This is a genomic window from Streptomyces sp. NRRL S-340, from assembly GCF_000720185.1.
In the GTDB taxonomy this organism is placed as follows: domain Bacteria; phylum Actinomycetota; class Actinomycetes; order Streptomycetales; family Streptomycetaceae; genus Streptomyces.
This window is the reverse complement of sequence record NZ_JOIY01000004.1, coordinates 30,315-53,598: the sequence shown is the minus strand read 5'-3', so window position 1 is coordinate 53,598 and position 23,284 is coordinate 30,315. Positions and strand designations below refer to the sequence as shown.

The window sequence follows — 23,284 nt, the reverse complement described above, 5'->3', positions numbered from 1 at the left end:
GGGGCCCGGTCCGGTACAGAAACCGGACCGGGCCCCCTTCCCGCGGCGCCGCGCCCCCCTCGCAACAGCCGCCGCCTCAGCCTCAGCGAAGCCCGCCGCCTCGCAACAGCCGCCGCCTCAGCCTCAGCGAAGCCCGCCGCCTCAGCCCGAAGCCGCCGTCTCAGAACAGCCGCAGCTTGTCGTCCTCGATGCCGCGCAGGGCGTCGTAGTCCAGCACCTGGCAGCCGATGCCGCGGTCGGTCGCGAGGACCCGGGCCTGCGGCTTGATCTCCTGCGCGGCGAAGACGCCGCGCACGGGGGCGAGGTGCGGATCGCGGTTCAACAGCTCCAGATAGCGGGTGAGTTGCTCCACCCCGTCGATCTCGCCGCGCCGCTTGATCTCGACGGCGACGGTCTGCCCGGAGCCGTCCCGGCACAGGATGTCCACCGGACCGATGGCCGTCATGTACTCGCGCCGGATGAGCGTGTAACCCTCGCCGAGGGTCTCGATGCGGTCGGCGAGCAGTTCCTGGAGGTGCGCTTCCACGCCGTCCTTGATCAGCCCCGGGTCCACGCCGAGTTCGTGCGAGGAGTCGTGGAGGATCTCCTCCATCGTGATGATGAGCTTCTCGCCCGCCTTGTTGACGACGGTCCAGACGCCTTCCTCCTCGCCCGTGCCCTCCTTCAGCGTGCACGGCGGCGACATCCAGTTCAGGGGCTTGTAGGCACGGTCGTCCGCATGGATCGAGACGCTGCCGTCGGCCTTGACCAGGATCAGACGGGGTGCCGACGGGAGGTGGGCGGTGAGCCGGCCCGCGTAGTCGACGGAGCACCGGGCGATGACGAGACGCATGGTCGGCAACGCTACTCGACGCACCGTGCCGGACGCGATTCGCCCGTCGCGCTCCGCTCGCGCCCGACCGGTGCCTCGCGGGGGAGCGCCCCATTTTTCCCTGGATCACCCGTGTTCACTCGTGGCCGATAGTGTGCCCAACTCGACCAGCCGGTACGAGCGTTCGCCTGGTAACGCCTCGTTTCGTTGCCTACCGTAGGAACGGGAGGTCGCGAAGTGTGTACTCACCGTGTTCGGTATCGCGAACTCCCTCATCTGTCCGGCAACCCCTGCTGGTCGGGGGTGCGAGAGGAGAACCCATGTCGCTCGACGTCTCACCGGCCCTACTCGAACAGGCCGAGCGAGGCGAGGTCGACGAAGCTGCCTTCGTCGACTGCGTCCGGACCTCCCTGCCCTACGCGTGGGAGATGATCAGCTCCCTGGTGGCCCAGCTGAAGGTGGACGGCGGAGCATTCGCCGACAACCAGACGCCCCCGCCGGACGAGCAGGCACGCGGTCAGCTGCTGCGTGCGCTCGCGAGTGATGCCATACGCGGCGCGCTGCAGCGGCACTTCGGTGTGCGGCTGGCTTTCCAGAACTGCCACCGGGTCGCGGTGTTCCCGCTGGACGCCTCGGCCGACGAGCGGCTGGCCCGTTTCACGTCGGTGCGCAGTCAGCTGCTCAACCAGTCGCCGGAACTCAGGGACTGCTGAGGGGGGCAGGGTCTTCCGTCCGGATCAGGCCGGACCGGGGTGCGGTGCCAGGCCCCCGAGCCCGGTGTGACCCGGAGGGGAGGCCCTGGTCGTCGGCTTGCCGCCCCGCCCGCGGGAGGTGCATTCAGGCCCGGGGCGGCAGGTCTTCCGACGCCGGCACGATCAGCTCAGCCGGGGGAGCACCTCGGTGCCGAGGCGTCGTACGTTCTCCTCTGTCGCGGCCAGGTCGCCCGAGCCCTCGACGAGCAGCGCGAAGCGGGTGATGCCGGTGCGCTCGGCGGTGGCCGCGAGCCGGTCGGCGCACAGCTGCGGCGTGCCCACCGGGTGCAGGCCGCACAGCAGCTCGGTGTAGGCCAGCGGGTCGCGCATGCGGCGGCTGCGGCCGTCCACCGTGACATGGGCGTCCAGTCCTTGTTTCAGCCAGCCTGGCATGGCTTTCAGCAGGGTCTCTTCCGCGTCCGCGCGCCGGTCCGCGATCTGGCAGACCCCGGCCGACACATGGGCCGCGTCCCGGACCATGTCGTCCGGGTGTCCGGCGGACCGCGCGCCGCGCTGCCACAGCGCGATCATCTCGGCCTTCTCCTCGTCGCCCACGTGCATCCCGAGCAGCATCGGCAGCCCGCGCTCGGCGGCCAGCCGGACGCTCGCCGGGGAGGTGCAGGCGACGACGACCTCGGGCCCCGGGACGTCGGTCAGCGCCTCGGCGGGGCGGGGCACGACGGCGACCTCCCGGAAGCCGAACCGGTCGCCGCAGGCCGACACCGACGGCTCGCGCAGCCAGCGCACCAGCAGATCGAGTGATTCCGGGAACCCCGTCTCGTACGCGGCCAGGCCCGTCCCGAAGACCTCCAGGTCCACCCAGGGGCCGCCCCGGCCCACGCCCAGCGAGAACCGGCCGCCGCTCGTCACGTGCAGCAGGGCGGCCTGCTCGCCGAGCGCGACCGGGTGGGCGGTGGGCAGCACGCTCACCGCCGTCCCCACCCGCAGGCGGCGGGTGCGGCCGAGCAGCAGCGCGGCCAGGGTGATGGCCGACGGGCACGTCCCGTACGGTACGAAGTGGTGCTCGGCCAGCCAGACCGCGTCCAGGCCGGCCTCCTCGCTGACCTCGGCCGTACGGACCGCGCGGTGCAGCGCTTCTCCCTGGCCCTGGCCGGGGAACTGCGCCGCCAACACGAAACTTCCTACGCGCATCGCTTCTTCCTGCTTCCTCGGCTCCGACGCGGCGCTCCCCCACCGGGCATAACCGGCCGACACGTGCCGAGGACACGGCCTGGCGGAGGGATTTCCGGATTGTCTGCGGAATTGACCGTTCCGGAGGGTGACTTGGGCGGTTCGGCGGGGAAGCCGGTTCCTCGCGTGTTCCCCCGTCGCCGCCGCGTACGCTGGAGGGACCCCGTCCTTCCGCAGAACCGGTGAGGTGTCCCGTGTCCCCGCGTCGCAACCGTCCCAAGGGTCCTGGCTCGTCCGGCCGGAGCGCGGAGGACGAGGTGGCGAGCCGCTACGGAGGCTGGCAGTCCAGCGAGAGATGGCAGGGCGAGGAGTGGAGCGTGCGCCATGTCGCCGGTGCCGGCGCGCAGGGCAAGACGTACCGCTGCCCGGGGTGCGACCAGCTGATCGGCTCGGGCGTCCCGCACGTGGTGGCCTGGCCGGAGTACGCCGGGGTGGACGACCGCCGGCACTGGCACAAGGCCTGCTGGAACGCGAAGGACCGCCGCACCACACGGGTGCAGCGGTCCAGGAACGCGCCGCGGTTCTGAGGACCCGGCACCCCGCGGGCCGGCACCCCGCGGGCCGGCACCCCGCGGCGCCGGGGTGCCCCGCAGGTCCTACACGTCCCGCTCCCGCAGCAGCGCCCAGGCGCCCGCGCCGACCACGGCGGTCACTCCCAGCAGGATCCACAGCGGGTCCCAGCCGGAGGGGCCGGACTCGCCGAGCGAGGTGGAGTAGAACACGCTGAGCTGGTTCGGGATCGAGTACTCGAACAGGGCGGTGCGCACCTTCTCCAGCGACCGCGCGAACATGAACAGCGCGATGACCAGCGGGGCGAGCACGAGGCCGATCATGATGGTGATGCCGGCCGCCGAGTGCCGCAGGATCGAGCCGATCAGCAGCGAGAGCAGGCCCAGCAGGGCCAGGTAGAGGCTGACGCCCACCGTGGCCTTGAACCACTCGGCGCCGCTCGGCTGCAGGACCGGACCGTCGCTCGCGAGCATCGCCGTCTGCGCGAAGGCGACCAGCGCGGTGCACACCAGGGTGATCGTGAAGGTGAGCAGGAAGAACACCAGCGCCTTGGCCGCCAGCACCCGGCCACGGGTCGGGCAGGCCGTCATGGTGGTCCGGATCATGCCGGTGCCGTACTCGGACGAGGTGGTCAGCACCCCGAGCGTCATCACGCAGATGCTGCCCAGCAGCACGCCGATGAAGCCCAGCACCAGCGGGTGCGGCTCGTTGGCGACGTCCGCCGAGGAGGACACGGTCACCACGCCGACCAGCAGTCCGACCCCGACCACGATCAGGACGAAGACCCCCAGCGTCCACATCGTGGAGCGCACCGACCTGATCTTGGTCCACTCCGAGGCGAGGGCGTGTCCCAGATGCGTACGGACGACGGGGATCGGCGAGGTGTAACCGGGGGCGGGCGAAGCGGCGGACCCGGCCTCCCAGGAGGGCTGCGCGGCCTGCGGCATGGGCGTCTGCGGCGTGCTCATCGGGCGTCCTCGGACTTGGTGACGTCTACTGCGGGGGCGGCCGGCGCGGCGGGCGCGGCCTGTGCGTACGGGTTCGGCGCGCCCGCGCCCGCGGCGCCGTACGGCTGGGGCTGCGCGCCGTAGGGGCCGGGGGCGCCCGCGGCGGGCTGCGCCGCCGGGGGCGGCGGGGCGTACCAGCCGGGCTGGCCCTGGCCGGGCACCGGCACGGGCGGCTGGGCACCGGGCGGCAGCGGCTGCATGAGACCGGCCTTCTCGTCGGTCGTCGAGCGGTAGTCCACCACCGACTGCGTCATCCGCATGTACGCCTCCTCCAGCGAGGCCTGGTGCGGCGACAGCTCCCACAGCCGTACGCCCGCCTCGTGCGCGAGGTCGCTGATGCGCGGCAGCGTCAGTCCCGTCACCCGCAGCGCGCCGTTCTGCTCGGGCAGCACCTGCCCGCCGGCCTCGGTCAGCGCGGAGGTCAGCTTCTCGCGCTGCTGCGGCTCGGTGTCGGGGGTCCGGACCCGGGCGAAGTCCGCGGAGTTGGCGGAGATGAAGTCGGTCACGCTCATGTCCGCGAGCAGTTGTCCGCGCCCGATCACGATCAGATGGTCGGCGGTCAGCGCCATCTCGCTCATCAGGTGCGAGGAGACGAAGACCGTACGGCCCTCGGCGGCCAGCGACTTCATCAGGTTCCGCACCCAGAGGATGCCCTCGGGGTCGAGGCCGTTGACCGGCTCGTCGAACAGCAGCACCTGCGGGTCGCCCAGCAGCGCCGCCGCGATGCCGAGCCGCTGCCCCATGCCGAGCGAGAAGCCCTTCGAACGCCGGCGGGCCACTTCCTGCAGACCGACGACCCCCAGCACCTCGTCGACACGGCGGGGCGGGATGCCCGACAACTGGGCCAGGGACAGCAGGTGGTTGCGGGCGCTGCGGCCGCCGTGCACCGCCTTGGCGTCCAGCAGGGCGCCGACCTGGCGCGGGGCGTTGGGCAGCCGGCGGTAGGGGTAGCCGCCGATCGTCACCGTGCCCGCGGTGGGGTTGTCCAGGCCCAGGATCATCCGCATGGTCGTCGACTTGCCCGAGCCGTTCGGCCCGAGGAAGCCGGTCACGGCGCCGGGCCGCACCCGGAAGGAGAGGTTGTTCACGGCGGTCTTGGCGCCGTAGCGCTTGGTCAGGCCGACTGCCTCGATCATGCTCCGGTCCCATCGGAAGGTAGCCGTCCCGGGGTTCAGGACAGCGGGGCACGCGCCCCCGTAAGGCTTAGAGCTGCGAACAAAAGGGGCGCCCGGCTCGCGGCGTCCGGCACGCACGCTCGCGGCGTTGCCGGAAGGCCCTGGTAGCTCCGCTACAAGAACCTTCCGGCGCCTTGCGATCGCACGCACAGGACGCCGCGAGCTGATCGGACTCCCCTTTTGTTCGCAACTCTTAGGAGGATATCCGGGCGCTGACGGTTCCGGCCAAAAGAAAGTAAAGACATGGAGGCCCGGTACCGCATGATCTGCGGCGGTATGTACTCAGGCGTCCCGCTTGCGCAGAAGCGCGTAGGCGGCCGCGAGCGCCGCGATCACCCACAGCGTCATGATGCCGAGGCCGCCCCACGGGCCGTAGGGGGTGTCGTCGCCGACCCGGGGGATCACCCGCAGGATGCGGCTGCCCGCCTGGTCGGGCAGGTACTGGCCGATCTTCTTCGTCACCGAGACGTTGCCGAGGATGTTGGAGATCAGGAAGAAGAACGGCATCAGGATGCCCAGCGACAGCATCGGCGAGCGCAGCATCACGGCCACGGCCATCGAGAACACGGCGATCAGGGTCATGTAGAGGCCGCCGCCGATGACCGCGCGCAGCACACCCGGCGCGTCCAGCGAGGTCCGCAGCGAGCCGAGCATCGCCTGCCCGAGGAAGAAGGCGGCGAAACTGGTGGCCATGCCGACGAGCAGGGCCAGGGCGGCCGCGACGGCCACCTTGCTCGCCAGGAAGGTCCCGCGCCGGGGGACCGCGGCCAGTGAGGTGCGGATCATGCCGGTGCTGTACTCGTTGGACACCACCAGGACCCCGAAGACGATCATCGCCAGCTGGCCGAGGGTCATGCCCGCGAAGCTGCTGAAGGTGGGGTCGAAGGAGAGCCGCTCCCGGGCGGGCATGTTCCCGAACTCGTTCCTGGTCAGGGCCGAGATCAGCATGCCGAGGGCGACGGTGACCACCGCCGCCAGGGACAGCGTCCACACCGTCGACGCCACCGACCGGATCTTGGTCCACTCCGAACGGATGATCTGGGTCGCCGCCATGCCTCAGCCCTCCACCGTCGTCCGCGCCGCGCTCTCTCCCGGCCCCGCGTACGGCCCCGCTCCCGGCCCCGCCTCCGGTCCGGCATGCGGTCCTGCATGCGGTCCTGCTCCCGGCCCGGATCCCGGTCCCGGCCCGGCCTGTTCCACCGCCGTCCGGCCGCCCCAGTCCGCGCCCCACCGCCGCTCGGCCGGCTCCGCGTGCGCGTGGTACTCCACCGAGGACGCGGTCAGCCGCATGAACGCCTCCTCCAGGGAGGACTGCCGGGTGCTCAGCTCGTGCAGCACCACCTGGTGGCGCGCGGCCAGCTCGCCGATCTCCTCGGACCTGCCGCCGTCCACCTCCAGCGCCCCGTCCCCGCTCTCCACGGCCTGGATCCCGGCGCCGTGCAGCGCGTCCAGCAGCCGCTCGCGGTCGGGCGTGCGGACCCGGACGCGGGAGCGCGCGTTGCGCTCGATGAAGTCGGCCATGGAGGTGTCCGCGAGCAGCCGCCCCTGCCCGATGACCACGAGATGGCCGGCGGTCAGCGCCATCTCGCTCATCAGGTGCGAGGAGACGAAGACCGTACGGCCCTGCGCGGCCAGCGACTGCATCAGACTGCGGATCCAGTGGATGCCCTCGGGGTCGAGCCCGTTGACCGGCTCGTCGAACATCAGGATCCGCGGATCGCCCAGCAGCGCGCCCGCGATGCCCAGCCGCTGGCTCATGCCGAGCGAGAAGCCCTTAGCCTTCTTCCGGGCGACCGCCGTCAGACCCACCGTCTCCAGCACCTCGTGCACCCGGGCGGTGGGAATGCCGTTGCTCTGCGCCAGACACAGCAGGTGGTGGTACGCGCTGCGCCCGCCGTGCACGGCCTTGGCGTCCAGCAGGGCACCGATGTACGTCAGCGGGTCCTTCAGCTCGTGGTAGTGCCGGCCGTCGATGCGCACGTACCCGCCGGTCGGGTGGTCCAGGCCCAGGATCATCCGCATGGTCGTGGACTTCCCGGCGCCGTTGGGCCCCAGGAATCCGGTGACGATGCCCGGTCGCACCGTGAAGGTGAGGTCGTCTACCGCCACTTTCTCGCCGTAGCGCTTGGTCAGCCCCGCCAGCTCGATCATGCGGCCACGCTAAGGGCGCACCGGGCCCCGCGCCACCGGGCCCTTGAGCCGTCCGGCCCCGCGTCACCCGTCGGGCCACGGCCGGCCGCCGCTTCCGGACGTCCCCTCCCCGGCGGTGACGGCCGCGGCCGGGGCGGCGTCCGCACCCGCCCGGACACAGCACAACGCCGGCCCCCACGACCGCGACGGGTCGTGAGGGCCGGCGTCACGCTCGTGCCCGGATTCGCCGACAGTGTCCCGGTGGCCGGCGCGGGGCCCGCTCACCGGGACCGCTGCCCCCGGGTTACCGCGTCTGCTGCGCCGGGACCCCGCGGGAGACCGGCTCGTCCTCGGCCGGGTTGCCCGCGGCGGCCACCGCGGCACCGGTCAGCGTCGCCAGCATCTCGCGGACGTTCGTCAGCTGGGCGTTGATCGAGTCGCGGCGGTTGGTCAGCGCCGCCAGCTCACGCTCGGACTCCGAACGGATGCGGTCCGCCTTGGCGTTGGCGTCGGCCACGATGTCCTCGGCCTGGCGCTGCGCCGTCTCCACGGTCTGGCGGGCGCGGCGCTCCGCGTCGGTGCGGAGCTTCTCCGCCTCCAGACGCAGCTGCTCGGCGCGGTGCTCGATCTCCGCGAGCCGCTTCTCCGCCTTCTGCTGGCGGAGCGTCAGGTCGCGCTCGGACTGCTCGCGGCGCTTGGCCAGGTTCGTCTCGAAGTCGGCGGCGGCCTGAGCGGCCTTGGCGCGGGTCTCCTCGAAGAGGGCGTCCGCCTCCTCCCGCTTGGACTGCGCGTCCTTCTGCGCCTCGGCGCGCAGCTGGGAGGCCTCGCTCTTGGCCTTCTCGACGATCCGGACGCCCTCGTCCTCGGCCCTGGCCTTGCGCTCCGCGGCGAAGGACTCGGCGTCGTTGCGGACCTGCTGCGCGGACGCCTCGGCCAGCTCGCGGTGCTGCTCGGCAGCGCGCGCGGCCTCCTCACGCAGATCCTTGGCCTCCTCCTCGGCGAGGCGGAGGATCTTCTCGACCCGGGCGCCGAGACCCGCGTACGACGGTTCGGCGTCGGAGATCTGGGCCTGCGCCGTCTGCGTCTCGAGGTGGAGCTCCTCGATGCGCTTCTCCAGCATCTTGGTCTGCGCGCGGGCGTCGGCGAGGTCGGAGTCGAGCCTGGCGATGTATTCGTCCACCTGAGCGCGGTCGTACCCACGCCGCACATGCTCGAAGCCGTAGGGGGAAGTGTCGCTCATGGGGTTCCTGTCGAATGAGACCGGTGAGGTGATAGGTCGAATCCTAGGGGCCGAAGCGGTGTGTCATCGAGCGGATACGTGTTTGATCTGGAGAATGACACCTCTTTTGGGTGGCTGACCGCCGGAGCACTTGCCAAGTACCCCGGCGAAGCCTTCGGAAGCTCCCCCGTGAGGCCCCGAATTCACCCTAAAGGCTAACCTTCTGACGACTTGCCACCCGACCGGGGTGCGCCCACCGTCGCGCCCGCCCGGACCCCGGTGTCCTTCCCGGAACCCGGCGCCTCGAAGGACTCCAGTGCCTCCAGCACATCCTGGACCCGGGAGATCTCGGCGTTGATGTCCTCGCGCCGGCGCACCAGGATCTCCAGCTCGCGCTTGCCCTCCTCGACCGTGCGCCGCGCCTCCTGGACCGCCTCGGCCTTCAGCTCCTCGGCCTCCTTGACGAGCTTCGCCTTCTTCTGCTCGGCCTCCTTGAGCAGCCCCTCGGCCTTCTTCACCGCGGCGATGCGCACCTTGCCCGCCTCGGTGTTGGCGTCCGAGACGATCTCCTTGGCCTTGGCCTGCGCCTTCGCCAACTGCTCCTCGGCGGCCTTGATCAGCGCGTCGCAGCGGTCGCCGGTCGACTTCATCGTCTCGGCGGCCTCGCGGCGGGCCCGCTCGTGCAGCTCCTCGATCTCGGTGGTGAGGCGCTGGCGCAGCTCCTCGGCGCGCTCGCGGATCTGCGTGGCGTCCCGGCGGGCGCCGACCAGCAGTTCGTCCGCGTCCGTACGGGCCTTCTCCACCGCCGTGTTGCCCTGGACGGTCGCCTCGGCCAGGATCCGCTCGGCCTCCTGGCGGGCCGCGCCCACCATCGTGTCGGCCTGCGACTCCGCGTCCGCCTTGGTCCTGACCGCGTTCGCCTGTGCCTCGGTGAGCAGCTTGTCGGCCTCGGCGGTGGTCTCGGTGATCAGCTTGTCGACCTGCTCGGCCGCCTCCGAACGCCGCTTGTTCGCGTCCTGGCGGGCCTCGTCCAGGGTCCGCTCGGCCTCCTCGCGGGCGGCCGTCACCAGCCGCTCGGCCTCCGCCGCCGCCTCCGCCCTGACCCGCTCCGAGTCGGTGCGGATCCGCTCGGCGCGGGACTGGGCGGAGCCGACCGTCTCCGCGGCCTCGGCGCGCAGCCGCTCCGCGTCCCCGGTGGCGTCCGAGATCAGCTTCTCCGCCTGGGCGACGGAACGGGCCCGCACCCGCTCGGCCTCGGTGAGCGCCTCGGTCCGTACCCGCTCGGCCTCCGCGGCCGTCTCCGCGCGCAGCTGGTCGGTCTCGGCGATCGTGTCGGCCCGCAGCTGGTCGGTCTCGGCGACGGTGTCCGCGCGCAGCCGCTCGGCCTCCGCCGCCGTCTCCGTCTGCAGCCGCTCGGCCTCCGAACGCGCCTCGGAGATCAGCGCGTCCGCCTGGGACGCCGCGTCCGAACGGATCCGGTTGGCGTCGTCCCGGGCGTCCGCACGCGTCCGCGTGGCGTCCTGCTCGGCCTGCGCGATCGTGTCGGACGCCTCGGTCCGCACCCGCTGCGCGTGCTCGGCGACGTCCGTACGGATCCGCTCGGCCTCCGCGATGGCCTCGGACACCGTGCGCTCGGCCAGCGCCTTGGCGGCCTCGGTCTCCTCGCCCGCCTCGCGCCGCAGCCGGGCCGCGTCCTCGCTCGCCCGCTCCCGCTCGGCGTAGGCGTCGGCGCGGACCCGGTCCGCCTCCTGCTCGGCCTCCCGCTTCGTACGGTCCGCCGCGTGCTCGGCGGCCGAACGCAGCCCGGCGATCTCCTCCTGCGCCTGCTCGTGCAGCCCGGCCACGGAGTCCCGTACCTGCTGCGCGTGCTGCTCGGCGGCCGACACCATCTCGGTGGCGCGCCGGTCGGCCTCCTCCACCAGGCGGGTGGCCTCGGCCTGCGCCTCCTCCACCCGCCTGCGCGCCGACGCCAGCAGTTCCTCGCTCTGCTCGCGCGCCCGCTCCCGCTCCTGGCCGGCCTCCTGGCGGGCGGAACCGAGCAGTTCCTCGGCCTCGCGGCGGCGCCGGGCCGCCTCCTCCCGCGCGGCCTCCAGCGTCTCGGACGCCTCCGCGCCCAGCCGCTCCGCGGCGGCCTGCGCCTCGGCACGGACCCGGTCGGCGGTCTCCTGGGCCTCCGTCCTCAGGCGTTCCGCCTCGGCCGCGGCCTCCGAGCGCAGCCGCACGGCGACGGCCTCGCCCTCGGCGCGGGACGCCGACGCGTCCGCGGCGGCCTCGTCCCGCAGCCGCACGGCCTCCGCCTCCGCCTGCTGCTGGAGCGTCCGGATCCGCTCGGCGGCCTCGGCGCGCAGCCGCTCGGCCTCCTCGGCGGCCTCACGGCGGATCCGCTCGGCCTCCTCCCGGGCGTCGGTGAGGGACTGCTCGGCGGCGGCGAGGCGCTCCTCGGCCTCGGTGTGCAGCCGGGTCAGCTCCTCGGTGGCCTCGGCCTGCCGGGCCGCCAGCGCCCGCTCGGTCTCCTCGCGCAGCCCGGCCGCGGCGCGCTCGGCCTCCGCCCGGACCGACTCGGCGTGCTCGTCCGCCTCCGCCCGGTGCCGCTCGGCCTCCGCGCGGGCGCGCTCCAGGGTCTCCTCGGCCTGCCGGCGCAGCGCGGTGGCCCGCTCGATGGCCTCGGTGCGGACCTTCTCGCTGTCCGCGGTCGCGCTGCCGCGCAGCTCGTCGGCGTCCGCCTTCGCCTTGGCCAGCAGCTCCTCGGCGGACTTCGCCGCCTCCTCGATCTGCGCCACGGCCTCGCGCCGGGCCTCCGCGCGGATCTTCTCGCCCTCGGCGACCGCGTCGGAGCGCAGCTGCTCGGCCTCGCCGCGCAGCCTGCGTGCCTCCTCCTGCAGCTCGACCGTCTTGGCGCGGTACTCCTTGGTGTCGTCTTTCGCCGCGCCCTTGAGCTGCTCGGCGATGTCGTGCGCCTCGGCGCGCAGCCGGTCCGCCTCGGCCTCGGCCTCCGAGCGGATCCGCTCGGCCTCCTCGGCCGCCGCCTTTGTGGTCTTCTTCGCGTCCTCGGACGCCTTGTTCAGCACGTCCTCGGCGGTCTTGGCCGCCTTGGACAGCTGGGTGGCCGTCTCCTCCGCGGTGACGCTGCGGGCCTTCTCCGAGGCCTCGGCGACGATCTTCTCCGCCTCGGCACGGGCGTCCGCGACCAGCTGCTCGGCCTCGGACTTCGTGCTCTCGGCCTCCTTGGTGGCCTCCTCGACCAGCCGGGCGACCTGTTCCTTGGCGGTGCGGGTGCGCTGCTCGTTGGCCGACTCGGCGCTCGCCAGCGCCTTGGCGGCGCTCTCCTTGGCCTCGGTGACCAGCTTCTCGGCCTCGGCCTGCGCCTTGCGCAGCGCCTCCTCGGCCTGCGCCATCCGCTGCTCGGCGGCCCGGCTCAGCTCGGCGCTCTGCCGGCGGGCGGCGTCCGACTCGCTGGCCGTGGTGCTGCGCAACTGCTCGGCGTGGTCGGTGGCCTCCTGCGCCTGGGTGGAGGCCGCGTTGAGCAGGCGCTCGGCGTCGGTGCGGGCCCGGCGCAGGATCTGCTCGGCCTCCGCGCGCGCCGACTCGGCCTCGCCGCGCAGCCGCTGCCGGGCCTCGGCGGTCAGCCGTTCGGCTTCCGCGCGGGCCGCGGCCATGGCCTGCTCGGCCTCGGCGCGGGACTCGTCGAGGAGGCGGCGGGCCTGCTGCTCGGTGCGGGCGCGCAGCTGCTCGGCCCAGGCCACGTTCTCGTTGACGTGGGACTCGACGGTCTGCCGGCGCTCGGCCAGCTCCTGGTCGAGCTGCTGGCGCCGGGTCACCGCCTCCTGGTGCAGCTCGGCCTGGAGCCGGGCGGCCTGCTCGGCGTGCTCCTGGAGGATGCGCTGGGTCTGCGCCCGGGCCTGGCTCAGCTCGCGCTCGGCGTCGGCGCGGATCTGGTCGGCCTGCACCTGCGCCTGGCGCAGCAACTGCTCGGCCTGGTAACCGATGTCGGCGCTGTCGTAGGCGGGCCGGGTCATGATGGTGCGGCGCGCCTCGTGCAGCTTGGCGCGCAGCACCTCGACCTGGTAGCCGAGGTCCTCGGCGTGCTGGATCGCCTTTTCCCGCTCGGTCTTCAGCCGCTCCATCTCGGCCTCGAACCGAGAGAGGTGGTCGACGTCAGCCGCCGGCTCTCGCTCCTGGCGTTCGTAGCCCCGCACTGCGCGGTCCCATCCGTCCCCTGGTCGCAAGCCTGTCCAAACGAGCTCCGTCCATCCGCCGAACGGGGCCCCCGGGGGAATGGTGTCAGATCGACGGCGGAGCATGGGCTGCTGCCCCGTCGCTCGTCCCCCGAAACCCGGACCCCGGCGCTCCCGCCTTGACGGCAGGACCGGATCGTCCCGTTGCCGGGGACGATCGCCCCCAACCCTACCGGCCCTTATGTACGTCGGTCAGTGCTCGGCCGACTCAACGGGCGCCGAAGTGACCAGTTCTGTGAGGACGCCGTGGCAGTCCTTGGGGTGCAGGAAGGTGATCCGTGACCCCATGGAGCCGCGTCGCGGCTCCTCGTACAGCACGCGTACGCCCTTGTCCCGGATGTCCGCGGCGTCCGCGTCGACGTCCGCGGTGCCGAAGGCGATGTGGTGGACGCCCTCCCCGTTCTTCGCGAGCCACTTGCCCACGGCGGAATCCTCGCGGGTCGGCTCCAGGAGCTGGAGGTAGGAGGCGCCGCCGTCCGACGTCCCGTTGATCCTGAGCATGGCCTCGCGCACGCCCTGCTCCTCGTTGACCTCGGTGTGGAACACCTCGAAGCCGTACGTGGTCCGGTAGAACTCGACGGTCGCGTCGAGGTCGTGGCAGGCGATCCCGATGTGGTCGATTCGCGTCAGCATGGTTTCAGTGGAGCGCGGGCGGGGTGGTTACGCAACGTGCGCGCGATCACACCGACGGCCCGATGACGGGGCCGACCGCCGCTCAGTACATTCGAAGTAAACCCTCGTTCACTCCTCGGCTGTGCAGGCCGGTAAGGGGAATCGCAGCTCATGTCTTCTGGAAATTCCGGTACGACCGGCTCGGTGATCGTCGCCGGCGCACGCACGCCCATGGGCCGGCTGCTCGGCTCCCTGAAGTCGTTCTCCGGTGCCGATCTGGGCGGTTTCGCGATCAAGGCGGCCCTGGACCGCGCGGGCATCGGCGGCGACCAGGTGCAGTACGTGATCATGGGCCAGGTGCTCCAGGCGGGCGCGGGGCAGATCCCTGCCCGCCAGGCCGCCGTGAAGGCCGGCATCCCGATGAGCGTGCCGGCGCTCACGGTCAACAAGGTGTGCCTCTCCGGCCTCGACGCGATCGCGCTGGCCGACCAGCTCATCCGCGCGGGCGAGTTCGACATCGTCGTGGCCGGCGGTCAGGAGTCCATGACCAACGCCCCCCACCTGCTGCCGAAGTCCCGCGAGGGCTACAAGTACGGCGCGGTGGAGATGCTCGACGCGATGGCGTACGACGGTCTGACCGACGCCTTCGAGAACATTGCCATGGGCGAGTCGACGGAGAAGCACAACACCCGCCTGGGCATCGGCCGCGCCGAGCAGGACGAGATCGCCGCCCTGTCCCACCAGCGCGCCGCCGCCGCCCAGAAGAACGGCGTCTTCGAGGCCGAGATCACCCCCGTGGAGATCCCGCAGCGCAAGGGCGACCCGGTGCTGTTCAGCAAGGACGAGGGCATCCGCGGCGACACCACCGCCGAGGGCCTGGGCAAGCTGCGCCCGGCCTTCACCAAGGACGGCACGATCACCGCCGGGTCCTCCTCGCAGATCTCCGACGGCGCCGCGGCCGTGGTCGTGATGAGCAGGGCCAAGGCCGAGGAGCTGGGCCTGGACTGGATCGCCGAGATCGGCGCCCACGGCAACGTGGCGGGCCCGGACAACTCCCTGCAGTCCCAGCCGTCCAACGCGATCCTGCACGCCCTGAAGAAGGAGGGCCTGGACGTCTCCGACCTCGACCTGATCGAGATCAACGAGGCGTTCGCCGCGGTGGCCGTGCAGTCGATGAAGGACCTCGGGGTGTCCACCGAAAAGGTGAACGTGAACGGCGGCGCCATCGCCCTCGGTCACCCGATCGGGATGTCCGGCGCCCGTCTCGTGCTCCACCTGGCGCTGGAGCTCAAGCGCCGGGGCGGCGGGGTCGGCGCGGCGGCACTGTGCGGCGGCGGCGGCCAGGGCGACGCGCTGATCGTCCGGGTGCCCAAGGCCTGACGGCCGGGCCGTCCCCACCGACCTCTCGCCGTACGTTCGAATCGTCGTACGTGGAACACGTGAACGGAGCTGTGATGCAGGACGTCTCCTCGCTGGTGGCCCAGGCCAGGGACGGCCGGCCGCGGGCCGTGGCCCGGCTGATCTCGCTGGTGGAGGGGGCGTCCCCGCAACTGCGGGAGGTCATGGCGGCCCTCGCGCCGCTGACCGGCAACGCCTACGTCGTCGGTCTCACCGGCTCCCCGGGGGTCGGCAAGTCGACCTCCACCTCGGCGCTGGTGACGGCGTACCGCAAGCAGGGCAGGCGGGTCGGCGTGCTCGCAGTCGACCCGTCCTCGCCGTTCTCCGGCGGGGCGCTGCTCGGTGACCGGGTCCGCATGTCGGAGCACGCCTCCGACCCGGGCGTCTACATCCGCTCCATGGCGACCCGCGGCCACCTCGGCGGCCTCGCCTGGGCCGCGCCGCAGGCCATCCGCGTGCTGGACGCGGCGGGCTGCGACGTGATCCTGGTCGAGACGGTCGGCGTCGGCCAGTCGGAGGTCGAGATCGCCTCCCAGGCCGACACCAGCGTCGTCCTCCTGGCTCCCGGCATGGGCGACGGCATCCAGGCGGCCAAGGCCGGGATCCTGGAGATCGGCGACGTCTACGTCGTCAACAAGGCCGACCGGGACGGCGCGGACGCCACCGCCCGCGAGCTGAACCACATGCTGGGTCTCGGCGAGGCCCGCGGTCCCGGTGACTGGCGTCCGCCCATCGTCAAGACCGTGGCGGCCCGGGCGGAGGGTGTCGACGAGGTCGTCGAGGCCCTGGAGAAGCACCGGGCCTGGATGGAGGAGCGGGGCGTCCTGACCGAGCGCCGCCGTGCCCGCGCGGCCCGCGAGGTGGAGACCATCGCGGTCACCGCCCTGCGCGAACGCATCGGCGACCTGCACGGCGACCGGCGTCTGAGCGCCCTGTCCGAGCGGATCGTCGCGGGCGAACTGGACCCGTACCGCGCGGCCGACGAACTGGTGGCGGGCCTGACCCAGGGCTGAACCGCCCCTGGCGAATCGCGCGGGAACGGGGGAGTGCCACGGCAGCCCGCACCGGCCCCCCGCCGGTGCGGGGCCTCGCCATGCCCTTCGCCGCTCCCGGAGCGTGAGCACCGGGTCCGGCGGAGGGACGGTCCGACGGCCGGAGCGCCGGGTCCACACGAGAGCCACCGGGCCGGCGGGTAACCGGGGGCGCGTCCAGGGGTGAGCCGACGCACGGGCCCGTTCCCACCGAGGGCGCGGGCCCGGCGGACGGGCCGGGTCCCCATGGGGGGGCGGCCCCGGCGCAGTGCCCGGGCCGCCGCCGTGGCAAGCCCGGGGCCGTCCGGTGGCGCCTGCCGCGGGGCCCCCTGGACAGGGCCCAGGGCTACGGGCGTCCGCGCTGCCCCCGCAGGTGCTCCGCGATGGGCCTCAGCGCCTTGTCCAGTTCCGTCAGCGCCTCCGGGTCCAGCAGGTCGATGAAGTGCCGCCGCACCGACGCCACGTGGTGCGGCGCGACCTTCCGCATCGTCTCCATGCCGTGCTCCGTGAGGACGGCGTACAGCCCGCGGCGGTCGGACTCGCAGTTCTCGCGGCGCACCAGGTCCGCGTTCTCCATACGGGTGATCTGGTGCGAGAGGCGGCTCTTGGACTGGAGGGTGGCGGACGCGAGGTCACTCATCCGCATCCGTACGTCCTCCGACTCGGAGAGGTTCACCAGGATCTCGTAGTCGTTCATCGTCAGGCCGAACGGCTGCAGGTCCTTCTCGAGCTGGTACGTCAACAGCCTGTTGACCTCCAGGTGGGTGCGCCAGGCGCACTGCTCCGCATCGGTCAGCCAGCGCGTGGCCGTCTCGGTCTCCATGAATGAAGTCTACCTAAGAAGTTGAAAGGCGAACTAGTGAGGGGTGGCGTGACGGCGCGCACGCGTTCGAGCCGTCACACTCCGCAGACTACCGCTCACAGCCCGAAGCGACGCTGGAGGTCTCCCAGCTGTCCGGGAAGGCGCGGTGCGCCGGGCTGGTGTCCCGGCCCCGCCGGGGCCGCCCCGCCGGGCACCCCGGGCTCGTTCGGCGGGGCCCCCACGGCCTGCTCCGCCATCAGGGCCTCCGACGACTGGAGCAGCACCGTCCCGGCCCCCACGAACTCGAACTGGTGCTCCTCCCCGGAGGCGCCGCCGAGCCCCGTCATCGCACGTAGACCGCCCAGCACGCCGGTCATGTACCCGTGGTCGTAGTGGTGGCACGGCGAGGGGCAGTCGGCCCAGCCGACGAGCGCCTGCGGGTCCACCCGGATCGGGGGCTCCATGAAGACCACCGGCCCGTTCGACGCGGCCACGAACTTTCCGGTTCCGATCAGTGTCAGGAAGCCCGGCACGATCGACTGCTTCAGCGCGAGACTTGGCTGAAAAGCAAGCAAGTTGCCCGAGCGAATGGTCAGGTTGCCGTCGTCCAGGTCGAAGGAGTTGACGTCGAAGGCCCGGTCGGCGAGGAGCATCTTGCCCGAGCCCTCCGCCACCACCCAGTCCGCGGCGTGCAGAGGCGAATGGAACGACGTCCGCACCAGGCGGTCCAGCCGCCCGTGCCCGAAGCCGTTGAACTCGATCGTCCCGTAGTAGGCGATCATCTTCCCCTTCTGCAGGAACCACTGGCTCCCCTTCAGCTCCACGCAGAAGGTGTAGTGGTTGACGTTGTCGTCGGCCGGCAGGGTCGCCGGGTCGTACACCACGGGCCCGGCGCCGGGCGTTCCGTACGCGCTCACAGCTTCTCCTCCGACGCCTGGACGTAGACCATGCCGCTGCCGCTCAGCTCCAGCTGGAACGCCTCCCCGGACCCCCGCCCCACCATGTCCCGCCAGCCCAGCGCGGCCGACAGCTTGTTGCGGACCTCGCCGTGGTGGGCGACGTAGGCCTGCGGGTCGACGTGGACCGGGCGCTGCGGGGTGACCGGGATCTCCAGGACCCCGCCGTGCGCCATGACCGCCACCGCGCCGTGCCCCTTCAGCGTGGTCGTGAACAGTCCCTGGCCCGTCACCTGACCGCGCACCATGCCCATGACCCCGCCCTGCGAGCCCATGAACATCGTGCCCTGCTGGAGGGTGCCCTCGAAGGCGAGCAGGCGGTCCGCCTCCACGTACAGCGTGTCGCCGGACAGGCCGATCACCTGGACGTGGTGCCCGCCGTGCCCGAAGAAGACCGTGCCGCTGCCCTCCACGGTCATCAGGGGCGTCGCCTCGCCCGCGACCCGGCGTCCGATCATGGACATCAGGCCGCCCTGACCGCCCTGGATGTTCGGGGTGAAGGAGACGTCGCCCCGGTACGCCAGCATCGCGCCCCGCTGACTGAACAGCCGCTGCCCCGGCACCACGGTGGCCTCGACCATCTTCGAGTTGATCTCACGGAAGGTCATCTCACACGTCCCCCGCGATCGTGTTCCGCTCGCTCGGCTGCACGTACACCAGGCCGTCCCCCTCGAAGCGGATCTGGAAGGCCTCCCCGCCGCCCTCGCCGAGGAAGGTGCGGAAGGTCACGCCGGACTGGAACGTCTGCCGGAGGTTCCCCTGGTGCGCGATGTACGCGCCGGGGTCGACGGTCAGCGGGTACTGGGCGCTCACCCGCAGTACCACGGCCGGCCCGTCCGACATGATCGCCGCCTGGCCGTGGCCCTCGACGGTGGTCGTGAACAGCCCGTTGCCCTGCGAGGCGCCGCGCAGCCCCGTGAACGTCGTGCCCGTTCTCAGGGCCGCGTCGGTCGCGAGCAGGTTGCTCGACTCCACGTACAGCTTCTCCCCCTGGAGCCGGACGAGATTGATCTCGGACGCCCGGTCCGCGAACCAGCAGGTCCCCTGCCCCCGCACCTCCATCACGGTCATCTGCTCACCGGTGAGCCGCCGCGTCACCATCCCGCGCAGGCCCTCACCGCCACCTGTCAGCTTCTTGAAGGCCATCTGCCCGTCGTACGCGACCATCGAGCCGTTCTTCGCCTTCACGGCGTCCCCGGTCATGTCGACGGCGAGCACCTTGCTGCCTTGCAGTCGGAACATCGCCACGCACAGAAGGTAACGGCGAAGGGGGAGGAGAAGACAGGTCCCACGGGTGGAGAAGGCCCCTGAGCGCCCCCCTAGGGGCCGTGCACCTCCGCCGGTTTGCCACAATGGACGAAACTTTGTGCCTGCGTTCACAAACCCGGCCGCAGCTCCCGTGTCTCTCCCACCGAAGGTGACCTGTGGACATCAAGACCGCCACCGCCCTCCGCCGCCTCCGCCTGGTCTCCGCCCCCGAGGCGGTGAGCTTCCTCCTCCTGCTGGTCTGCTCGGTCCTGAAGCGGACCACCGACTTCAACGCGGTCCCCGCGATGGGCTCGATCCACGGCGTCCTCTTCGTCCTCTACGTGATCTTCTGGGCCGACGCCTGGAACCGCACCAAGTGGCCGCTGAAGACCGCCGCCCTCTACTTCGTCCTGTCGGTCCTGCCCACCGGCGGCTTCTTCGCCGAGCGCAAGCTCAAGCGCGAGGCCGAGGACGCGGTCATCGCCTCCCGCGCCCGCCGCGAGGGAGTGGTGAACGCGTGATCGTCGCCTTCTCCGTGACCCCGCTGGGCGTCGGCGAGGACGTGGGCGAGTACGTCGCCGACGCCGTCCGCGTCGTCCGCGCGTCCGGCCTGCCGCACCGCACCGACGCCATGTTCACCTCGATCGAGGGGGAGTGGGACGAGGTGATGGACGTGGTCCGGCGCGCCGTCGCCGCGGTGGAGGCCCGCGCTCCCCGCGTCTCCCTCGTCCTCAAGGCGGACATCCGCCCGGGCGTGACGGACGGCCTCACCTCGAAGGTGGAGACGGTCGAACGGCACCTGGCGGGGGAGTAGCCCCGCCGGCCCCCCGCGCCGCGCCCGGGGCGGTCGCGCACCCGTCAGACCGCCCCGGCCCACGCCCCGGCCCCTGGTCGCCGCCGTGCCCTGACCCCCGCCCGCCCGCCGCCGCGGCCCAGCCCTGCCCGCTGCCGGGACCGCGCCGCGCCCGGGCTTCGGCTCGCCGCCGTGCCCGTGCCGCGCCCTCGGCTGCGGCCCGCCGCCCTGGCCCAGTCCTGCCCGCCCCGCCACGCCACGCCCGCCGTGCCCGGGCCACTCTCGCGGCAGCCCCCGCCCGCCGTGCCCGGCGCATGCCACGCCCGCCGCCGGGACCGCGCCGCGCCCGGGCTTCAGCCCGCCGCCGTGCTCGTGCCGCGCCCTCGGTTGCGGCCCGCCGCCCTGGCCCAGTCCTGCCCGCCCCGCCACGCCACGCCCGCCGCCGGGACCGCGCCCCGCCCACGCCCCCCGCTCACCGCGCCTCGCCCCCGGACGCCGCCAGTGCCATCCCCAGCGGTGTCCGCTCGTACAGCACCCGGTGTCCGTACCGCCGCGCCGTGAGCAGCCCCGCGTCCCGCAGCACCGTCAGATGCGCGGACACCGACGACGGGGCCAGCCCGAGCCGGTGCGCCAGGTCCGACGTCGTCGCCGGGTCGGTCAGCGCGCCCAGCACCGCCGCCCGCCCCCGCCCCAGCAGCCGTACCAGTGCCTGTGCGCCCGCCGTGCCCGGCTCGGTCCACAGCCCCGCCAGGCCCCGCGCCGGGTACACCAGCGTCGGCTGCCACGGAGGCTCGAAGCCGCTGATCACCTCCGGCCAGGAGAACACGCTCGGCATCAGCACCAGCCCCTGCCCGCCCAGATCGCGGCCGTGCTCGCCGTGCCAGTCCACGGTCAGCGTCCGCCCGTCCCAGGACAGCCGGCGGTCCAGTTCGGGCAGCAGCGCCTCCAGCCCGACCTCGGCCAGCCGCCGCGAGTGGAAGGCGATGTCGGCCTCCAGCAGCGCCCGCAGCCGCGGCCACTCCGGCTCCACCAGCGCCCGCCACGCGGTTTCCAGCAGGTCCGCCAGCTCCCGCACCGCCCGCTCCGGATCGGCCAGCAGGGCCCGGCCGGGCCGCGACCGCAGCGCGCCCGGCGTGTCCGCCAGGGCCCGCGCCAGGTCCTCCCGGGCCGCCGCCGGATCGGCCGCCCGCACTGCGGCGATCTCCTCCTCGAACGTCGCCGCGGGACCGAGCGGCGGCGGCCCCAGGAAGTCCGGGCTGTGCCCGCGCCGCGGCATGAGCAGCCACAACGGCGCCAGGTCCAGCCCGCGGGCCGCCTCCCGGATGCGCCGCAGCCAGTGCGGGTGGTACCCGTGCCGGTCCGGCCGCCCCAGCGTCCGTACCGCCTCCTGCGTCTCCCACAGCGGTGACAGCGCGAACCGGCACCGCAGCAGGTCGTCGTCGCCGAAACGCAGACGGAACGGCATGCGCACACCCCAGGAGAGGAAGATTCGGCCTGAGCCGAAAGACTAGGGTCCGCGACGGTCCGGCCGCACGCTGCCGTGCATGTCCCAGCGCTACACCCAGGTCTTCGCCGTCCCCGAGTTCCGCGCCGTCTTCGCCGCGCACGCCCTCTCCCTGCTCGGCGTCATCGTCAGCGAGGTCGCCCTGTCCGTCCTCGTCTACGACCTCACCGGCTCGCCCCTGCTCAGCGCGCTCACCTTCGCGCTCGGCTTCCTGCCGTACGTCGTCGGCGGCACGCTCCTGGCCGGGCTCGCCGACCGCTTCCCGGCCCGCCGCGTCCTCGTGACGTGCGACCTGGTGTGCGCGGCGTGCGTGGCGCCCATGGTCGCGCCGGGGGCGCACATCGGCGTCCTGCTCGCACTGCGATGCGCCCTCGCCGTCGTCTCACCGGTGTTCCAGGGCACGCGCATGGCGACCCTCGCCGACATCCTCGGCGACGGCGACCTGTTCGTCCTGGGCCGCTCCCTGCTGCGGATCGTCTCGCAGAGCGCGCTGCTCGCCGGTTACGGCCTCGGCGGGCTGCTGCTCACCGTGGTCGGCCCCCGGCACGCGCTGCTGATCACCGTGGGCACCTTCCTGGCCTCCGCCGCACTGCTCCGCCTCGGCACCCGGCCCCGTCCGGCGCGCACCGGGCGGTCCGGCGCCCTGGTGGGCGACTCGTTGCGCGGTGCCCGGCAAGTGCTCGCCGACCGCAGGACGCGCGTCCTGCTCCTGCTCTTCTGGGTGCCGCCCGCGTTCGCGGTGGTGCCCGAGGCCCTGGCGGCCCCGTACGCCGCGGCGCTCGACACCGGATCCACCGGGCTCGGGCTGCTGATGTGCGCGCTGCCCGCCGGCACCGTGGCCGGCGAGCTGTACGCGGGCTCGCGGCTGCTGCCCGCCGCCCGCGAGCGCATCGCGCTCCCGCTGGTGAGCCTCGCGCTGCTGCCCTACCTCGGCTACGCCCTCCACCCCGGCCTGGCGCTCTCCCTGCTCCTGCTCCTGGTCTCCGGCGCCGGGTCGGCGTACACCCTGGGCCTGGACCAGTGGTTCGTCGCCGCCGTCCCCGAGGAACTGCGCGGGCGCGCGATGACCCTGCTCACCGCCGGGCTCATGACCGTCCAGGGCGTGGGCATGGCCCTGGCGGGCGTCGCGGCCGAGTTCGCCGGGGTGCGCGCGACGGTCGCGGGGGCGGGGGCCCTGGGCACGGTGGCCTGCCTGCTGCTGGCCGGCGCCGCCCGGCGCACCGACGGCTCCCGCGCGGTCGCCCCGCGGGCCCGCACGGACCGCCCCGCGGAATCCCGCGCGGACCGCCCGGACCGAAAGGCGAGACGGGGCTGACCACGATATGACCGGCGGGTAGGGTCTGATGCCGTGCCGAAGCCCCTCAGTCTCCCCTTCGACCCCATCGCACGCGCCGACGACCTCTGGAAGCAGCGGTGGGGAAACGTGCCGTCCATGGCGGCGATCACCTCCATCATGCGCGCGCACCAGATCCTCCTGGCCGAGGTCGACGCGGTGGTCAAGCCGTACGGGCTGACGTTCGCGCGCTACGAGGCGCTGGTGCTGCTCACCTTCTCCAAGGCCGGGGAACTGCCGATGTCCAAGATCGGTGAGCGGCTCATGGTGCACCCTACGTCCGTCACGAACACCGTGGACCGCCTGGTCAGGTCCGGCCTGGTCGCCAAGCGCCCCAACCCCAACGACGGCCGCGGCACCCTCGCCGTCATCACCGACAAGGGCCGCGAGGTGGTCGAGTCGGCCACCCGCGACCTGATGGCGATGGACTTCGGCCTGGGCGCCTACGACGCCGAGGAGTGCGCGGAGATCTTCGCGATGCTGCGGCCCCTGCGCGTGGCCGCGCACGACTTCGACGAGGGCTGACGCCCCGGTCGCGGGCAGTGCGACCCGGGGCAAGATCTCCCGGAACGGACGG

At 72.9% G+C, this 23,284-nt stretch carries 22 protein-coding genes; 8 read left to right on the top strand and 14 right to left on the bottom strand.

All coding sequences use genetic code 11. The annotated features are described in order from the left end of the window. Positions 1 to 160 precede the first annotated feature (160 nt). Positions 161 to 832 (bottom strand): endonuclease NucS, encoded by a 672-nt coding sequence (gene nucS / locus IG64_RS03475; RefSeq protein ID WP_037851774.1) that lies wholly within the window; start codon positions 830 to 832, stop codon positions 161 to 163. Positions 833 to 1,131: 299 nt separating this feature from the next. On the opposite strand from nucS, the gene IG64_RS03470 reads away from it, so the two are divergent. Then, the gene (locus IG64_RS03470) at positions 1,132 to 1,524 is read left to right on the top strand and encodes an SCO5389 family protein (protein ID WP_037851771.1); all 393 of its coding nucleotides are present in this window, start codon (positions 1,132 to 1,134) and stop codon (positions 1,522 to 1,524) included. Between the two features lie 162 nt (positions 1,525 to 1,686). Here the strand turns inward: IG64_RS03470 and IG64_RS03465 are convergent, their stop codons facing one another. Then, entirely contained in the window at positions 1,687 to 2,715 is a 1,029-nt protein-coding gene (locus IG64_RS03465) for an LLM class flavin-dependent oxidoreductase (protein ID WP_037851768.1), read from the bottom strand. 233 nt (positions 2,716 to 2,948) lie between these two features. Between IG64_RS03465 and IG64_RS03460 the strand changes: the two genes are divergently transcribed. Beyond that, a complete protein-coding gene (locus IG64_RS03460; RefSeq protein WP_037851765.1) occupies positions 2,949 to 3,281 on the top strand; it encodes a hypothetical protein in 333 nt (110 codons plus the stop codon). A 69-nt stretch (positions 3,282 to 3,350) separates the two neighbouring features. Here the strand turns inward: IG64_RS03460 and IG64_RS03455 are convergent, their stop codons facing one another. The 7 genes from IG64_RS03455 to mce form a co-directional block, all read right to left on the bottom strand. Beyond that, complete coding sequence (locus IG64_RS03455; protein ID WP_037851763.1) at positions 3,351 to 4,232, bottom strand: ABC transporter permease; 882 nt, start codon at positions 4,230 to 4,232, stop codon at positions 3,351 to 3,353. Continuing rightward, positions 4,229 to 5,407, bottom strand: coding sequence for an ABC transporter ATP-binding protein (locus IG64_RS03450; RefSeq protein ID WP_037851760.1), 1,179 nt, complete (start codon positions 5,405 to 5,407; stop codon positions 4,229 to 4,231). Before IG64_RS03450 ends, IG64_RS03455 begins: the two co-directional genes overlap by 4 nt. Positions 5,408 to 5,728: 321 nt before the next feature. After that, on the bottom strand, positions 5,729 to 6,499 hold the full coding sequence (locus IG64_RS03445) for an ABC transporter permease (protein WP_037851757.1): 771 nt from the start codon (positions 6,497 to 6,499) through the stop codon (positions 5,729 to 5,731). A gap of 3 nt (positions 6,500 to 6,502) precedes the next feature. Then, positions 6,503 to 7,597, bottom strand: a complete 1,095-nt coding sequence (locus IG64_RS03440) for an ATP-binding cassette domain-containing protein (protein WP_078883766.1) — start codon at positions 7,595 to 7,597, stop codon at positions 6,503 to 6,505. Between the two features lie 283 nt (positions 7,598 to 7,880). After that, the gene (locus IG64_RS03435) at positions 7,881 to 8,816 is read right to left on the bottom strand and encodes a cellulose-binding protein (RefSeq protein WP_037851756.1); all 936 of its coding nucleotides are present in this window, start codon (positions 8,814 to 8,816) and stop codon (positions 7,881 to 7,883) included. Positions 8,817 to 9,010: 194 nt separating this feature from the next. Beyond that, entirely contained in the window at positions 9,011 to 12,991 is a 3,981-nt protein-coding gene (gene scy, locus IG64_RS03430; RefSeq protein ID WP_037851753.1) for a polarized growth protein Scy, read from the bottom strand. A 231-nt stretch (positions 12,992 to 13,222) separates the two neighbouring features. Next, entirely contained in the window at positions 13,223 to 13,663 is a 441-nt protein-coding gene (gene mce, locus IG64_RS03425) for a methylmalonyl-CoA epimerase (protein WP_037851751.1), read from the bottom strand. A gap of 150 nt (positions 13,664 to 13,813) precedes the next feature. Between mce and IG64_RS03420 the strand changes: the two genes are divergently transcribed. Both IG64_RS03420 and meaB read left to right on the top strand, forming a co-directional pair. Beyond that, a complete protein-coding gene (locus tag IG64_RS03420) occupies positions 13,814 to 15,022 on the top strand; it encodes an acetyl-CoA C-acetyltransferase (protein WP_107474140.1) in 1,209 nt (402 codons plus the stop codon). Positions 15,023 to 15,096: 74 nt separating this feature from the next. Further along, entirely contained in the window at positions 15,097 to 16,053 is a 957-nt protein-coding gene (gene meaB, locus IG64_RS03415; protein WP_037851748.1) for a methylmalonyl Co-A mutase-associated GTPase MeaB, read from the top strand. Between the two features lie 364 nt (positions 16,054 to 16,417). On the opposite strand, the gene IG64_RS03410 is transcribed toward meaB, so the two are convergent. From IG64_RS03410 to IG64_RS03395, 4 genes are all read right to left on the bottom strand, one after another. Next, complete coding sequence (locus IG64_RS03410) at positions 16,418 to 16,894, bottom strand: MarR family winged helix-turn-helix transcriptional regulator (RefSeq protein ID WP_037851747.1); 477 nt, start codon at positions 16,892 to 16,894, stop codon at positions 16,418 to 16,420. Positions 16,895 to 16,989: 95 nt separating this feature from the next. After that, entirely contained in the window at positions 16,990 to 17,790 is an 801-nt protein-coding gene (locus IG64_RS03405) for an AIM24 family protein (protein WP_037851746.1), read from the bottom strand. Beyond that, positions 17,787 to 18,437 (bottom strand): AIM24 family protein, encoded by a 651-nt coding sequence (locus IG64_RS03400; RefSeq protein ID WP_037851743.1) that lies wholly within the window; start codon positions 18,435 to 18,437, stop codon positions 17,787 to 17,789. Before IG64_RS03400 ends, IG64_RS03405 begins: the two co-directional genes overlap by 4 nt. A 1-nt stretch (position 18,438) precedes the next feature. Then, positions 18,439 to 19,071 (bottom strand): AIM24 family protein, encoded by a 633-nt coding sequence (locus IG64_RS03395; RefSeq protein ID WP_037851741.1) that lies wholly within the window; start codon positions 19,069 to 19,071, stop codon positions 18,439 to 18,441. A 182-nt stretch (positions 19,072 to 19,253) separates the two neighbouring features. Between IG64_RS03395 and IG64_RS03390 the strand changes: the two genes are divergently transcribed. Then, positions 19,254 to 19,598 carry a DUF3817 domain-containing protein gene (locus IG64_RS03390; protein WP_037851739.1) on the top strand — a complete coding sequence of 115 codons (345 nt, stop codon included), beginning with the start codon at positions 19,254 to 19,256 and terminating at the stop codon, positions 19,596 to 19,598. After that, positions 19,595 to 19,891: an MTH1187 family thiamine-binding protein gene (locus tag IG64_RS03385; RefSeq protein WP_037851736.1), complete on the top strand. Its 297-nt coding sequence runs from the start codon at positions 19,595 to 19,597 to the stop codon at positions 19,889 to 19,891. Before IG64_RS03390 ends, IG64_RS03385 begins: the two co-directional genes overlap by 4 nt. Before the next feature lie 451 nt (positions 19,892 to 20,342). Here the strand turns inward: IG64_RS03385 and IG64_RS03380 are convergent, their stop codons facing one another. Continuing rightward, positions 20,343 to 21,335 carry an ArsR/SmtB family transcription factor gene (locus IG64_RS03380; RefSeq protein ID WP_037851735.1) on the bottom strand — a complete coding sequence of 331 codons (993 nt, stop codon included), beginning with the start codon at positions 21,333 to 21,335 and terminating at the stop codon, positions 20,343 to 20,345. A gap of 79 nt (positions 21,336 to 21,414) precedes the next feature. Here IG64_RS03380 and IG64_RS03375 point away from each other — a divergent pair, with 79 nt between their 5' ends. Both IG64_RS03375 and IG64_RS03370 read left to right on the top strand, forming a co-directional pair. Next, on the top strand, positions 21,415 to 22,689 hold the full coding sequence (locus IG64_RS03375) for an MFS transporter (RefSeq protein WP_051812326.1): 1,275 nt from the start codon (positions 21,415 to 21,417) through the stop codon (positions 22,687 to 22,689). 33 nt (positions 22,690 to 22,722) lie between these two features. Next, a complete protein-coding gene (locus tag IG64_RS03370) occupies positions 22,723 to 23,232 on the top strand; it encodes a MarR family winged helix-turn-helix transcriptional regulator (RefSeq protein ID WP_037851734.1) in 510 nt (169 codons plus the stop codon). Positions 23,233 to 23,284 lie beyond the last annotated feature (52 nt).

What these genes read in the sequence shown, in the direction of transcription:
- meaB (WP_037851748.1), top strand. Translation starts at nt 15,097, where the DNA reads ATGCAGGACGTCTCCTCGCTGGTGGCCCAGGCCAGGGACGGCCGGCCG.
- IG64_RS03435 (WP_037851756.1), bottom strand. Translation starts at nt 8,816, where the DNA reads ATGAGCGACACTTCCCCCTACGGCTTCGAGCATGTGCGGCGTGGGTAC.
- IG64_RS03420 (WP_107474140.1), top strand. Translation starts at nt 13,814, where the DNA reads ATGTCTTCTGGAAATTCCGGTACGACCGGCTCGGTGATCGTCGCCGGC.
- IG64_RS03375 (WP_051812326.1), top strand. Translation starts at nt 21,415, where the DNA reads ATGTCCCAGCGCTACACCCAGGTCTTCGCCGTCCCCGAGTTCCGCGCC.
- IG64_RS03395 (WP_037851741.1), bottom strand. Translation starts at nt 19,071, where the DNA reads ATGTTCCGACTGCAAGGCAGCAAGGTGCTCGCCGTCGACATGACCGGG.
- IG64_RS03465 (WP_037851768.1), bottom strand. Translation starts at nt 2,715, where the DNA reads ATGCGCGTAGGAAGTTTCGTGTTGGCGGCGCAGTTCCCCGGCCAGGGC.
- IG64_RS03400 (WP_037851743.1), bottom strand. Translation starts at nt 18,437, where the DNA reads ATGACCTTCCGTGAGATCAACTCGAAGATGGTCGAGGCCACCGTGGTG.
- IG64_RS03410 (WP_037851747.1), bottom strand. Translation starts at nt 16,894, where the DNA reads ATGGAGACCGAGACGGCCACGCGCTGGCTGACCGATGCGGAGCAGTGC.
- IG64_RS03440 (WP_078883766.1), bottom strand. Translation starts at nt 7,597, where the DNA reads ATGATCGAGCTGGCGGGGCTGACCAAGCGCTACGGCGAGAAAGTGGCG.
- IG64_RS03450 (WP_037851760.1), bottom strand. Translation starts at nt 5,407, where the DNA reads ATGATCGAGGCAGTCGGCCTGACCAAGCGCTACGGCGCCAAGACCGCC.
- IG64_RS03455 (WP_037851763.1), bottom strand. Translation starts at nt 4,232, where the DNA reads ATGAGCACGCCGCAGACGCCCATGCCGCAGGCCGCGCAGCCCTCCTGG.
- mce (WP_037851751.1), bottom strand. Translation starts at nt 13,663, where the DNA reads ATGCTGACGCGAATCGACCACATCGGGATCGCCTGCCACGACCTCGAC.
- IG64_RS03445 (WP_037851757.1), bottom strand. Translation starts at nt 6,499, where the DNA reads ATGGCGGCGACCCAGATCATCCGTTCGGAGTGGACCAAGATCCGGTCG.
- IG64_RS03380 (WP_037851735.1), bottom strand. Translation starts at nt 21,335, where the DNA reads ATGCCGTTCCGTCTGCGTTTCGGCGACGACGACCTGCTGCGGTGCCGG.
- IG64_RS03470 (WP_037851771.1), top strand. Translation starts at nt 1,132, where the DNA reads ATGTCGCTCGACGTCTCACCGGCCCTACTCGAACAGGCCGAGCGAGGC.
- nucS (WP_037851774.1), bottom strand. Translation starts at nt 832, where the DNA reads ATGCGTCTCGTCATCGCCCGGTGCTCCGTCGACTACGCGGGCCGGCTC.